General features: G+C 37.2%; 13 protein-coding genes. 7 read left to right on the top strand and 6 right to left on the bottom strand.

All coding sequences use genetic code 11. The annotated features are described in order from the left end of the window. Positions 1-37 precede the first annotated feature (37 nt). From ACFOOI_RS21220 to ACFOOI_RS21235, 4 genes are all read right to left on the bottom strand, one after another. A complete protein-coding gene (locus tag ACFOOI_RS21220; protein WP_379840105.1) occupies positions 38-616 on the bottom strand; it encodes a YceI family protein in 579 nt (192 codons plus the stop codon). A gap of 218 nt (positions 617-834) precedes the next feature. Beyond that, positions 835-1,029 carry a hypothetical protein gene (locus ACFOOI_RS21225; protein ID WP_379840106.1) on the bottom strand — a complete coding sequence of 65 codons (195 nt, stop codon included), beginning with the start codon at positions 1,027-1,029 and terminating at the stop codon, positions 835-837. An 86-nt stretch (positions 1,030-1,115) separates the two neighbouring features. After that, on the bottom strand, positions 1,116-1,283 hold the full coding sequence (locus tag ACFOOI_RS21230; protein ID WP_379840107.1) for a Thivi_2564 family membrane protein: 168 nt from the start codon (positions 1,281-1,283) through the stop codon (positions 1,116-1,118). 813 nt (positions 1,284-2,096) lie between these two features. Beyond that, positions 2,097-2,417, bottom strand: coding sequence for a hypothetical protein (locus ACFOOI_RS21235; protein ID WP_379840108.1), 321 nt, complete (start codon positions 2,415-2,417; stop codon positions 2,097-2,099). Positions 2,418-2,721: 304 nt separating this feature from the next. Between ACFOOI_RS21235 and ACFOOI_RS21240 the strand changes: the two genes are divergently transcribed. From ACFOOI_RS21240 to ACFOOI_RS21270, 7 genes are all read left to right on the top strand, one after another. Beyond that, positions 2,722-3,072, top strand: a complete 351-nt coding sequence (locus ACFOOI_RS21240) for a cupin domain-containing protein (protein WP_379840109.1) — start codon at positions 2,722-2,724, stop codon at positions 3,070-3,072. Positions 3,073-3,123: 51 nt separating this feature from the next. After that, positions 3,124-3,684: a helix-turn-helix domain-containing protein gene (locus ACFOOI_RS21245; RefSeq protein WP_379840110.1), complete on the top strand. Its 561-nt coding sequence runs from the start codon at positions 3,124-3,126 to the stop codon at positions 3,682-3,684. 31 nt (positions 3,685-3,715) lie between these two features. After that, a complete protein-coding gene (locus ACFOOI_RS21250; RefSeq protein ID WP_379840111.1) occupies positions 3,716-6,928 on the top strand; it encodes a PAS domain S-box protein in 3,213 nt (1,070 codons plus the stop codon). Between the two features lie 108 nt (positions 6,929-7,036). Continuing rightward, on the top strand, positions 7,037-7,471 hold the full coding sequence (locus tag ACFOOI_RS21255) for a response regulator (RefSeq protein WP_379840112.1): 435 nt from the start codon (positions 7,037-7,039) through the stop codon (positions 7,469-7,471). Between the two features lie 168 nt (positions 7,472-7,639). Beyond that, positions 7,640-8,059 (top strand): response regulator, encoded by a 420-nt coding sequence (locus ACFOOI_RS21260; RefSeq protein WP_379840113.1) that lies wholly within the window; start codon positions 7,640-7,642, stop codon positions 8,057-8,059. A 141-nt stretch (positions 8,060-8,200) separates the two neighbouring features. After that, a complete protein-coding gene (locus ACFOOI_RS21265) occupies positions 8,201-8,578 on the top strand; it encodes a response regulator (RefSeq protein ID WP_379840114.1) in 378 nt (125 codons plus the stop codon). Positions 8,579-8,586: 8 nt separating this feature from the next. Then, complete coding sequence (locus ACFOOI_RS21270; protein ID WP_379840115.1) at positions 8,587-9,837, top strand: sensor histidine kinase; 1,251 nt, start codon at positions 8,587-8,589, stop codon at positions 9,835-9,837. Positions 9,838-9,880: 43 nt separating this feature from the next. Here the strand turns inward: ACFOOI_RS21270 and ACFOOI_RS21275 are convergent, their stop codons facing one another. Beyond that, a complete protein-coding gene (locus tag ACFOOI_RS21275; RefSeq protein ID WP_379840116.1) occupies positions 9,881-10,726 on the bottom strand; it encodes a mechanosensitive ion channel family protein in 846 nt (281 codons plus the stop codon). A gap of 103 nt (positions 10,727-10,829) precedes the next feature. After that, positions 10,830-12,842, bottom strand: coding sequence for a M13 family metallopeptidase (locus ACFOOI_RS21280; protein WP_379840117.1), 2,013 nt, complete (start codon positions 12,840-12,842; stop codon positions 10,830-10,832). Positions 12,843-12,935: the final 93 nt, after the last annotated feature.

Consider the following 12,935-nt stretch of genomic DNA (forward strand, 5'->3'; position numbering starts at 1 on the left):
TAAATAGGATAGTTATTTCAAAAGCATGGCAAAGCGATTATTCCTTGGCGTTGTCAAGTTCCATTTTAAGGTCTTCAAAACCTACGTTAGTCACTTCTATGTCGCACGTGATGGCTATGTCGTCGCCCACCATAATTCCTCCAGTTTCCAGGGCGGTGTTCCATGTTAAGCCCCAATCTGCTCTTTTTATTTTTCCTGTTACCGAAAAACCCGCTCTTTCATTGCCCCAAGGGTCTTTTAGTAATCCACCAAATTCTACATCAAGTTTCACGTTTTGTTTGATGCCCACTATGGTAAGTTCACCCCAAAGCTCGTGCATATTTTTTTCGTCCATTTTGCCAATGGTGCTTGCTACAAACGTTATTTGCTTGTGGTTTTTTACATCTAAAAAGTCCAAGGCTTTTAGGTGCTCGTCGCGGTCTGTATCGCCTGTAGTTATAGATGAAGCATCTATCCAAACGTCTATTTCGGCGGTTGCAAAGTCTTTGCCGTAGGTATAAATATTTGCATCAAAGGTTTTAAAAGAGCCCTTTACGTGGGCAATCATCAAGTGTCTGACTTTGAATGTAATGTCACTGTGTGCTTGGTCAATCGACCATTTTGTTTTTTTTGTCATGGTAGTTTTCATTGTTATTGTGAATGTGTTTTCACAGTACAAATGTCTGACAAATGGCCTTGCCGAGTGTTACATAAATATGTGTAAAAGTTTCAATATTCACAGATTTGGAGGTAAAAATATCATCTTGTTTTTAAAAATATTGGGGTTATTTAAACTAACAAGAAAAAGAAGTTGTGCGACAATTTTATTGATTTACCTGTAAGCTTTTAAGCTTTTCATGATTCGTCTTTTGTGGTTTTTATCAGGCCTATTCCCGATATAAAAAATATGATTCCGATGGTACCATAGGTCAATAAGGACTTCACGTTTCGGGTGCTGTTTGTGGTGTTCACAAACAAATAGGCTCCATATATAAGCCCAACGATGCCTAAAACTGTAAGTAAGGCACCAAAAATTCTTTTCAAATTCATAGTGATAGTGTTTTTTAGCATTTTTTAATGCTATGTTTTTTTTTAATAAATAGGGAGGAATGCGTAACAGATGGCTTAAGGAAGCCTTAAATACTGATAATACCGAACAGTTTTAATAACCAAATGATGGTAAAAAGTACCACTACAAAATTCAATATTTTCTTGATTTTTCGGTCCATGGGTAAGTAAGTATTAACTAACCATAGCAAAAAACCAATTACAATTAGGCTGATTATCGTGTTAAAACTAAGCATGATATAAAGGGGTTTATTTTATAACAAAGTTATAAGTTGCAGCTTGGTGGTGTGTTGTATAATTATGGTAAACTCTTACAAAATTCACACATTTAAGGCCTTTGAGGCCGTTTTTAGTTGTATTGCTAATAGTTTTACTGCTGCTAGTTTATTTGACTTATCAAGTTTTTTTTGAATGGTATAAAAAATAGAAAATATCAAGCCTAAATTATGAGCGGAATATTTCCATCCAAAATCTACACCTGGCACTTTTTCTTTATAAAAAATTACGATTGACTTTGACTGCGAGGCTTAATCATAAAACAATCGTAAGTCTTTTTCTACGGACCACACACCCGGGTCACTCCATGCCATTCGGGCGGCTTCTTTTTTTTATACTTATTTAATGAATTAACTGAGGGATTTAAAAGTTTGAAAAAAGCAATTGAGGGGGGATAAGGCAAATCCTTTTAAAAAGACAATAGCCAATTGGCATACACGATTTACCATGTATGAAAATTGGGCTTAAGAAGGGATTGAAACTTCGGATTCTTATCAGATTTGTTTCTAAATATTTTATTCAAAAACTAGAGGAGAAGCTTTTTAAGAGTAAGGCTTTATGAGCATTGACCCAAAATAACCCAAATGATAATAAAAACGATTACTGTGCCAAAGCAACCGCCACCAAGCTTTTTGGCACCGTATCCTGCTATTAGGCCTTTAAATATGTTATTCATGTTTTTGAGAGAGTTAAATTGTTATGATAGCCCTATTTGTAGATACAAAGTCGTGATTTTTTTATTTCAAAAAAAATATTGTGTGGTATTTATAGTTTTATAAGATCAATATCAAAAGTAAAAGAATGATAATAATAGCACCTGCCGATAGGTAAATGCCATTCCCCAAGTCTCCCAAGGTTGTTTTTAGAGCCTTTACTTCTTGTCTCAATTCCTTTTTTTGACTTCTGGTCATGTCTGATTTGTCAAGGGCTTTGATGGCTTCAATTCTCGCTATTATCACTTTAGCTTCTTCTGATTCTTCTTTTTTGGTTTTTTCTGATGAAGAAATAGCAGATGGCTCAGCTTTCAAAATTGGAACAGGAGCAACGCTGAATAACAATACAGACGCAAGTAAGAACATACTGATTTTTTTCATTGAGGTATTTTTTTTTAATCTCACAATTGGCGAGTCAAGTGTGAAATGATTTTCACCTTGCAAAGGACACCTATTTGAGCTGCGTAATTGTTTCATAATTTTTTGTTTAACTTACATAATTCGCACATTCTTACAAGTAATGGAGGGTAAGAGAAAATTTGTCTCTTTAATTTTTACGCTTACGAACTAGTTTATGACTAACTATTTCAAAATGTGTGAATTATATAAGTTTTTTAAATAACTATATAATCCTTTTTCATTTTAATATCCTCACTTTTATAACTTTTAAACAAAACCCTTAAAAATGGAATCAAAGGAAACTACTGAATTGGAAAAAGGAAAAGCCCACATTACCGTTGAAATTATACAGTACCTTCCCAATTCTGTGGTAAGTAAAACTATAATCAGAAAAATAACGGGAAATATTACCGCTTCATCTTTTGATGCTGGCGAAGAGCTAGCCGAAAAAACCGCTCCATTTGATAACTACATACAGATAATAGACGGTGAAGCTGAGCTCACTATTAAAGACAAAAAATTTCGCCTTAGCAAAGGAGAGGGCATTATTATTCCGGCTCATTCCTCTCATTTTTTTAATGCCAATAAGCAGTTTAAAATGATATCGACCGTGATAAAGAGCGGATACGAAGTTTAGTTTTTAGTCCATACTACCCCTTCGTTTGGGTTTAATTTTATGTAAATATATATGAAGCTATACATCAAATACATGGTAAGTACACGTTGCAAAATGATAGTGAAAGAAGAATTGAAAAAACTTGGGCTTCACTTTATTTTGGTGGACTTGGGCGTGGTAGATATCATGGAAAATATTACAGATGTGCAACGCCAGTCTTTAAAAGTGGCACTGCTGGCCGATGGCCTTGAGCTCATGGACGATAAAAGAGCCATGCTGATTGAGAAAATAAAGAACGTGATAGTGGAAATGGTGCATTATGCTGAGGAAATGCCCAAGATAAATTTCTCACATTTTTTGGCCGAAAAACTTAGCTACGATTATACCTACTTGGCCAATTTATTTTCTGAAATTCAAGGCACTACCATTGAGCAGTTTATTATTAGCCACAAAGTAGAACGCATCAAAGAACTCATCATTTACGATGAACTGAACATTACCGAAATAGCCTATAAAATGAACTATAGTTCGGTGGCCCACCTTTCTAGTCAATTTAAAAAGGTAACGGGGCTTTCACCCTCACACTTTAAAGGATTAAAAAACAAACGTAGAAGCCCAATTGAGGATATTTAACCCGGAGTTTTAATACTTCCAAATTTTAAAAATGATAACGCTTATTAAAGAAAAAATAAAAATTTTCTATGTTCTAATAGTCATACTGTTGGTGATCTTGCTGGGCTTTTTTTACAATAATTTTCAAAAAGTAAAATCATCTGCCGACTGGGTAGAGCACACCCAGCAGGTGCTTCTCATCAGCAACGAGGTCATTTTAGACATAATCACTACCGAAGCCGCGGCAAGGGTTTATGTTTTAACAGGCGATGAAAGTTTTTTGAAGCGTATATACGCTACGCTTGATGATATTCAAACCGACTTAATTACCCTAAAGGCCATCACAAAAGATAATCCGAAACAGGGTAAACGTGTGGATGACATGATTAAAAAAGGTTTAGCTAGGCGTTTGGTTGTTTTGAGGGTTATAAATGCTCAAAAAAGCAAGACCTTAAGTGAAATAAACCGGAACAAATATATAGTAGAGAGTTTGGCTTTAACTACGCAAATAAGAGAGGAGATTTCTAACTTCGATAAAGAAGAATTTAGGCTATTAAAGCTAAGGAAAGTCGAAACAGAAAAAATCAATAGGAATTCAAATTACTTGTTTTTGATATTGCTCTTTTCATTGCTTTTTATTTTTGCTGTGGTGGTTTATATCATCAAGGCCCAACAAAAGAAAATCATATTTGACGAGAAAAACAAAGAAACTGAAAGGCTATATCATCAAAACCAAGCACTTATCAATCTCAAAATTCAGGAAAGTGAGAATCATTTTCGATCAATGGCGGAGCTTATGCCCGAAAAAGTTACCAATGCTACTCCTGACGGCCACGTGATGTTTTTTAACCAAAGCTGGCAGGATTTTACGGGAGTAAGTATGGAAGTGCTGATAACCGAAGGTTGGTGGAAATGGATTCATGAAGAGGAACTAGAAGAAGCCACCTATCGCTGGCTAAAGTCAGTAGCCTCTGGTGATGATTTTAACATGGAACTTCGAATTAAAAACTTTGCGGGCGAATACCGTTGGCACAGCAGCAAAGCCCGAGCCATGAGAGACGACAACGGCCAAATAAAAATTTGGGTGGGCTATAACACAGATATCCACGAACAAAAAACACACAGAGAAAAACTTGAACAAGCGGTAGATATAAGAACCCGTGAACTGGAAAATACCAACGAAACCTTAATGCACAAGGTTATTGAGGTAGAAGAAACCCGAGCGAAATTATTAAACGAGTATTCACGTAGCTTAATAGAAGCCAGTCATGATCCGTTGTTTACCATCAGTCCCGAAGGCAAAATAACCGATGTAAACATAGCATCTGCAAACGTAACGGGGGTGCTGCGAGAAGATTTGATTGGGTCTGATTTTATAAAATATTTTACCAACCCCGACAATGCTAAAATAGGTTACGAGCGGGTGTTTGAGTATGGATTTGTCGTAGATTTTCCGTTAACCATTAAAGATCATAAACTTACAGATGTGCTCTTTAATGGGTCTATCTATAAAGATGACCATGGAAATGTATTAGGGGCTGTAGTGGTGGCCCATGATATAACAATGCAAAAAAGAATAGAGAATGAGCTAAATGAAGCCAAGGTTTTTGCTGAAATGGCGACCGAAATGGCCGAGATAGCAAGAGAAAAAGCAGAGAAAGCAACGGGAATAGCCGAAAGGGCAACCGAAATAGCTGAAAACGCAGTAAAGGCAAAACAGCAGTTTTTGTCAAATATGAGTCACGAGATTCGTACGCCAATGAATGCCATCATTGGATTTACGAAAGTGGTGCTAAAGACCAACCTGACGGCGAAACAAAAAGAGTATATGTCTGCCATAAAAATGAGTGGAGATGCTCTAATTGTGCTCATAAATGATATACTCGACTTGGCCAAAGTAAAAGCGGGTAAAATGACGTTTGAGCTTACACCATTCAAACTCGCCCTTTCAATAGATGCCATGGTGAATCTTTTTGAATCAAAAATCCAAGAGAAAAACCTTGTTTTAACCAAAAAATACGACAAAAACATACCCGATATCCTGATAGGTGATTCGGTGCGTCTGCACCAAATTATAATGAATCTGCTGAGTAATGCTTTAAAATTTACCTTAAAAGGTAAAATAAATATTGAGGTAAAAATGATTGAGGAAACGGACGATTCCGCAACTATTCATTTTGCCATTTCTGATACCGGCATAGGTATAGCAGAGGATAAACTCGAAGGTGTTTTCGAAAAATTTAATCAGGCTACTGTCAGCACTTCGCGACTATATGGCGGCACAGGCCTCGGCTTGGCAATAGTAAAAGAGCTAGTGGAAGGCCAAGGTGGCAATGTGGTTATAAACAGTGAGGTAGGCGTAGGTTCCACCTTTAGTTTTACACTTACGTTTGAAAAAGCCCAAGAAGAGGTGGTATTGGAACCGGAAATAATGGAGCTTGACCGCGAAATTGGTGATGTAAAGGTTTTGGTGGTAGAAGACATGGCCTTAAACCAATTGTTGATGAAAACTCTCCTCGACGATTTCGGCTTTGAGTGCGACATAACTTTTAACGGCAAGTTGGCGGTAGAAAAGTTGGAGCTAACCTCAGAAAACTCAAAACTGACAGCCAATGAAAAAAAAGCCATTAAGCCCTACGATGTCATTTTGATGGATTTACAAATGCCAGAAATGAATGGTTATGAAGCCACAACTTATATCAGAAATGTCATAAAGTCAGATATCCCGATAATAGCCCTAACAGCTGACGTTACCACCGCCGACGTAGAAAAATGTAAAGCGGTGGGCATGAACGACTACATTTCAAAACCTGTAAATGAGCGACTTCTTTACAGCAAAATAATGGCTTTGGTCAAAAAGCCTGTGATTTTGATTACTACCGAAAAAGAAGTAGCAAAAGGCATAAAACCCAAAACTGTAGATCTTTCATATCTCTTACAGCGGACCAAGTCTAACCCAAAGCTGATGGCAGAAATGATCTCGGTTTATTTAGAACAAACGCCGCCCTTGCTTTTTGCAATGAAACAAAGTCTAAATGACAAAGACTGGAAACTGTTGGAGAAGGCCGTTCATAAAATGTTGCCCTCGTTTTCTATAATGGGCATGAGCACAGATTTTGAAAGTATGGCACGTAAAATTCAAGAATATGCCAAAACGCAACACATGACAGAGGGAATAAATGAACTTGTAAATCAAGTGCAAGAAGCCTGCCTAATGGCCTGTGAAGAGCTTGAAATTGAACTAAAAAAATATAAAATTGCCTGATTGTTTTTAGTTATTTTTTTTAGAAATAATAGCCTTTAATTAGCAAGGAAATTAAAAAAAATAAAGAGTCAGAAATGCAGATTTTGAAAAGAAAAAAACAATACCAAAATGAATAACGACAATAAAATAAAACTGTTTCTGGTAGATGATGACGCGGTTTTTTTGAAATCTTTAGAAATTGAATTTCTCGATAATGCCGATTTTGAGATTGAAACATTTTCAACAGGAGAAAAGTGTATTGAAAATATTTACAAACAGCCTGATATCATCATCCTCGATTATCATTTAGACGGCATCATTGCAGGTGCCATGAACGGTATTCAGACTATTGACAAAATCAAGGAAATAAATGCCAATATGCCGATTATAATGCTCAGTTCGCAGGATAAAATAGACGTGGCTATTAACTGTATGCACCATTTGGCACACGATTATGTGGTTAAAAGTGAAACGGCATTTTTGCGACTACAGAAAATTATCACGAATATTTTTTCATTAAAAAAAGTGGAAAAAGAACTCAGTTGGTACATGGAGCGGATGTAATCAATTACGCGATTTTCAATACTGATATCATACGAATAGAATTTGACTGTGTAGGTTAAATAAAAAGAATTAGAATCAAAAAAAGAGGCATAGTACAGAGCCGTCCTAATTGTAATTTAGGAGAGATTGGAATCAAAAAAAATATAAATATTCGTATTCAATAATTTAATGAAAAATAATAATACCGCCGTGCATATTCTTCTGGCGGAAGATGACATAGATGACCGTTTTTTTTTCGAAAAAGCACTCAAATTAATACCGATAGAAACCAAACTTACTACAGTAAATGATGGAGAAAAACTGATGGAGTATTTGGCTAATAATCAGCTAAACCTTCCAGATATAATTTTCCTTGATATAAGTATGCCTCGCAAAACGGGCATAGAATGTTTGCAGGAAATAAAAGAAAATGAAGTGGTCAGTAAAGTGCCCATTGCGATGCTATCAACCTCGTATACCAAAGACGATGCCTTCGAAAATGGCATAAAGAGTATGTTGATACGAATGGGAGCCGAAAGATTTATCAGAAAACCCAATAGTATAGAGGAGCTCAAAACAATACTAGAAGAAATATTAATAGCGATTTAAACCTAATTAATTATTCACATCCATATTTTACTCATTATTTTTAAAATAATAGCATGAAAAGTGAAAACGGAAACTCTTAATATCCTGCTTGCTGATGACGACAAAGACGATCGTTTGTTTTTTTAAATGGCTTTGGAGGCTTTGACGACACCAATAGAACTAAAAACGGTGGTTGACGGCGAACAATTGATGGCTTTTTTGAAAGTGAATAAGCTTCCGGACGTACTTTTTTTGGATTTGAATATGCCGCGTAAAAACGGCTTCGAATGTTTGACCGAAATTAGGCTGAACACTACGCTAGACGACTTGCCTATTATTATATTTTCTACTTCTTTTGAGCAAGAGGTGGTCAATCGACTTTATTTAAATGGGGCAAAATACTTTATACTGAAGCCTGCTGAGTTTTCACAATTTAAAAACATAATACATAAAACAATCCGGTTAATTTTGGAAGGAAATATTCCGAATCCAAGCAGTGAAAACTTTGTACTTACACTTCAAAGTCCTTTGTTTAAATAAGAAAAAATATGGCTAAAATAAACCGAAAAGAAGTAGACGAGCTTGTAATTGTACATAAAGAACTGGCATTTGAAAAAGAGGAAAAAGGCAAACGTGCGGATGAACTGATAATAGCCAACAAAAAGTTGGTGTTTCAGAATGAGGAAAAAGAAAAGCGGGCCAAAGAGCTAATTATAGCCAATGAAGAGCTTTTGTTTCAGAATAAGGAGAAAGAAAAACGTGCCGAAGAACTTGTGATTGCCAATAAAGAATTGGCTTTTCAAAATGCCGAAAAAGAAAAGCGAGCTGAGGAGTTGAGCATCGCCAACAAAGAGTTGGCTTTTCAAAACGCAGAAAAAGAAAATCGTGCGGTGGAGTTACGCATAGCGAATAAAGAGTTGGCCTTTCAAAATGCCGAGAAGGAGAAGCGTGCGGTGGAGTTACGCATAGCGAACAAAGAGTTGGCTTTTCAAAACGCCGAAAAGGAGAAGCGAGCAGAAGAATTGAGCATTGCGAATGAAGAACTGGCTTTTCAGAACAAAGAAAAGGAAAAGCGTGCGGCCGAATTGATAATCGCCAACAAAGAGTTATTGGCGTTTACGTACATATCGAGCCATGACTTGCAGGAGCCTTTGCGTAAAATTCAAACCTTTGTTTCTATTATTTTAGACAAAGAAGTTTTGACAGAAAGTGGCCAAAACTACTTCCAAAGGATGCAGCTGGCAGCTAGCAGAATGCAACAGTTAATCAATGATTTACTTGAGTTTTCACGTATTAGCACCACCGAACTTAACTTCGAAAAGATAGATTTAAATGTAATAGTAGAAGAAGTGAAAGCTGATTTGAAAGATACGATTTCGGATAAAAAAGCCAACCTAGAGGTTCGGGAACTTTGTTCGGTAAATATAATCGCGTTTCAGTTTAGGCAGTTGATGTATAACCTGATTAGCAATGCACTCAAGTTTTCGAAACCCGATTTATCGAGCCACATTCAGATTTCAAGCCGAACAATCAGTGGCAGCAAATTAATGTCAGAATCGTTTTCTCCCGAAAAAAAATATTGTCACATTACTGTCAAAGACAACGGAATAGGCTTTGAACCTCACTTTAATGAGCGGATTTTTGAAGTATTCCAAAAACTTCATGGCAAAGAAGTTTATGCCGGCACGGGTATTGGTTTGGCCATTGTGAAAAAAATAGTGGATAACCACAGCGGCATTATCACCGCCACGAGTGAACTGAACAACGGTGCCCAGTTTGATATTTATATACCAGATTAAAGTAAAATATGAGAGGTTGAATAAGTTAGGTTTTCGATTTAATTCATTTTTCTTTTTCTGTAACGTTAGATTTCAAATGTAAGTCCATTTGAGGGAAAGGTATGGCGATGCGGTTTGTCACAAATTTGCTGTTTATACTTCTTCTGATATCGCTTTTTACTCTGCTTATTCTGAATATTTGTTCGCTAAAAAACAACACCTGAAAATCTAAAGAGGAGTTTCCGAAATTTACCAATCGGGCTTCGGTAGACACCTTGTCTGAAATCGCCGGATGCTCGTTTGCACTTTCTTCTAATGTCTGTATCACCAGGTCTACATCGCTGCCATAGGCCACGCCTACGTCTATTCTAAAACGTGCCTTGCTGGTTTGGTGACTCCAGTTTATGACTTTGGTGGAGGTTATCAGGGAGTTTGGAATAATGATAGAAACATCGTCAGTGTTAAAAGCCTTGGAGGTTCGCAAACCGATGCTTTGTATTTTGACTATGTCGCCGTCTATTTCTAAAACATCCTCAATTTTTATGGTTTTTTCTGAAAGTAAAATTATCCCCGAAAGTATATCATTAAAAGTCTGCTGCAAGCCTAAGCCAACACCCACCAATAAGGCTGCCGAACCCGCAATGAGGACTGTTAGTTGTATGCCCAGCGTTTCTAGTCCCAATCCGATGGCAATTACCCATACTACGTATTTGATGATTTTAAGCAGAGCGTAATTTGCTCCAATGTCTTGTTTGGTGTGTCTTTTTCGGTATAGGGCTTTTTTGATTAAAAACAATACCAATTTAGTAGTAAGGTAAATGCCTAAAATGTTGACTAGCGTATAAACTTTTACATTAAATTCTCCAATGTGGATGAGTTCTAGTTCGAAAAATTGTTGTATTGTTTCCATATTGTATTTTGCATTTGCAGCCGCATCACCATACCTTGCCCAAGGCTAAAGTATGGTGACTAAAGCAGCCGCTTTTGAGGTACCTTTTTCCTAAAAATAGGACTTACCAAATCTTAATTCGTTCTTCAGTTGATTTGTAGTTTTTGTCTCCCGGTTTCACGTTAAATACCTCATAAAAAGGCGTAAAGTTAGAAAGCGGTCCGTTTACACGCCACATTGGGGGCGAGTGCGGATTATTTTTTACATAATTTCTTAAGTATTCATCGCGGGTTTTAACTCGCCAGATTCTCGCTATCGACATAAAGAACCTTTGGTCGGGCGTGTAGCCGTTTATTTTTGTGGTGTCTTGGCCTTGTTTGGTCATTTTGAAAGCGTCGTAAGCAATCGAAATGCCGCCATTGTCGGCCGTGTTTTCTCCAACTGTTAGTCCACCTATGAGGTGTAAGCTGTCTAAAACCGTGTAAGAACTGTATCTGTCAATTATGAGTTGAGTTTTAGCTTTAAACTTCACATAGTCTTCTTTGCTCCACCAGTTTTTAACGTTTCCGTCTTTGTCAAATTGAGCCCCTTGGTCGTCAAAAGCATGAGTAAGTTCATGCCCGATTACCATGCCTATTCCGCCGTAATTGATGGCATCGTCTGCTTCTAAATCAAAATAAGGGAACTGCAATATCCCTGCCGGAAACACGATTTCGTTCATCGATGGATTGTAATAGGCCGTAACTGTAGCCGGCGTGGTGTGCCATTCGTCTCTATTTGGAGCTTTTTTTAGGTTAGCCAATTCGTATTGATAGTCGTTTTGTCTCAATGCTACTACATTTTCAAAATACGTTTCTTTGGCTATATCAACGTTATCATAGGTTCTCCACACGTCTGGGTAGCCTATTTTTTTGGTAATTGCATATAGCTTTTCTTTTGCCTTCACTTTGGTGCTGTCGCTCATCCAGTCAAGCTGATTTATTCTGTTTTCAAAAGACTTTTGAAGGTTGTTTACCAAGTCCAAAACACGTTTTTTCGACTCTTCGTTAAAGTGCCTTTCTACGTACAGTTTTCCGAGTGCAAAGCCCAACTGCCTATCTACTTTTTGTACCATTAGTTGCTCTCTCGATTTCTGAACAGCTTGGCCTGAAAGCACCTTTTCGTATTGGAAGGCGGCATTTTCAAAAGGTTGGCTCAATATATCGGCATAGTTGGTCAATACATTGGCTTGCAAGTATGTTTTCCAATCTGCGATGGTTAAAGTACCTAAAAGCGTATTTAATTTTTGGTAATATGCCGGTTGGCGAATATCCACTGAGTCAGCTTCTGCTCCAAGGTTTTTGAGTAAGGCACTCCAGCCAATGTTGGGTTGGCTTTTGTTTAGGTCTGCTACCGCCATTTTGTTGTAATTGGCTTTTACATCTCTCTTTTCAGTTCGGGTTCTATGTGCTTGAGCCAGTTGGGTTTCAATATTATATGTTGTGGCCGTGTTTTCTACGGCAAGGTCGCTTCCTGTAAGTTTAAAGAGTGTAAACAAATATTTTTTATAAGCTTCCTGAATCTTAAACGTAGATTCATCTGTTTTAAAATAATAATCTCGATCGGGCAAGCCCAAGCCGGTTTGTCCAAAATGCAGGATATTGACACTGCTGTTTGCGTTGTCAGGAGATACCCCTACACTAATTAAAGAGCCGTTGCCAGACTTAAACTCGCTAGCCACAAAAGCCATCAGGTCAGATACATTTTTTATATTATTAATTTGACTGAGTAGTGGCTGAATAGGCGTGAACCCTCGGGCATTTATTCGAGAGGTGTCCATGCCTGAGCGATAAAAATCACCCACCATTTGGTCTGCGGTGCCTTTTTTGTGAGTGCCGCTCGAAACCTCCGTTAATATATCTTGCAAAAGTTTTTTCTGCGGAATATTCAAGAAACTATACGAGCCTACCCCTGATTCGTCGTCTGCTATGACGGCTTTGTCGTACCAAATCTTATTTACATGGTTAAAAAAGTTATCTCCTGGTTTTATACTTTGGTCTATGCCGTCAAATTCGAATTTGCTGACTTTTGAATTCTTCTCAGAGGCACAAGAAGCAAGTGTAATTGCGGAGATTGCGAACAATACAAATTTTTTCATTGGGCAATTAGTTTGTTTTTAAATATCTATGAATATGGTTATTTTTTCGTAGACTTTTATTTATTCGGTGTTTTTTTTATTGTTTCAAATGAA

This window comes from Lacihabitans lacunae (genome assembly GCF_042649125.1).
Lineage (GTDB): Bacteria > Bacteroidota > Bacteroidia > Cytophagales > Spirosomataceae > Leadbetterella > Leadbetterella lacunae.

Excerpts from the sequence above, each read along its gene's own strand:
- ACFOOI_RS21220 (WP_379840105.1), bottom strand. The coding sequence starts at position 616 with ATGACAAAAAAAACAAAATGGTCGATTGACCAAGCACACAGTGACATT.
- ACFOOI_RS21225 (WP_379840106.1), bottom strand. The coding sequence starts at position 1,029 with ATGAATTTGAAAAGAATTTTTGGTGCCTTACTTACAGTTTTAGGCATC.
- ACFOOI_RS21230 (WP_379840107.1), bottom strand. The coding sequence starts at position 1,283 with ATGCTTAGTTTTAACACGATAATCAGCCTAATTGTAATTGGTTTTTTG.
- ACFOOI_RS21235 (WP_379840108.1), bottom strand. The coding sequence starts at position 2,417 with ATGAAAAAAATCAGTATGTTCTTACTTGCGTCTGTATTGTTATTCAGC.
- ACFOOI_RS21240 (WP_379840109.1), top strand. The coding sequence starts at position 2,722 with ATGGAATCAAAGGAAACTACTGAATTGGAAAAAGGAAAAGCCCACATT.
- ACFOOI_RS21245 (WP_379840110.1), top strand. The coding sequence starts at position 3,124 with ATGAAGCTATACATCAAATACATGGTAAGTACACGTTGCAAAATGATA.
- ACFOOI_RS21250 (WP_379840111.1), top strand. The coding sequence starts at position 3,716 with ATGATAACGCTTATTAAAGAAAAAATAAAAATTTTCTATGTTCTAATA.
- ACFOOI_RS21255 (WP_379840112.1), top strand. The coding sequence starts at position 7,037 with ATGAATAACGACAATAAAATAAAACTGTTTCTGGTAGATGATGACGCG.
- ACFOOI_RS21260 (WP_379840113.1), top strand. The coding sequence starts at position 7,640 with ATGAAAAATAATAATACCGCCGTGCATATTCTTCTGGCGGAAGATGAC.
- ACFOOI_RS21270 (WP_379840115.1), top strand. The coding sequence starts at position 8,587 with ATGGCTAAAATAAACCGAAAAGAAGTAGACGAGCTTGTAATTGTACAT.
- ACFOOI_RS21275 (WP_379840116.1), bottom strand. The coding sequence starts at position 10,726 with ATGGAAACAATACAACAATTTTTCGAACTAGAACTCATCCACATTGGA.
- ACFOOI_RS21280 (WP_379840117.1), bottom strand. The coding sequence starts at position 12,842 with ATGAAAAAATTTGTATTGTTCGCAATCTCCGCAATTACACTTGCTTCT.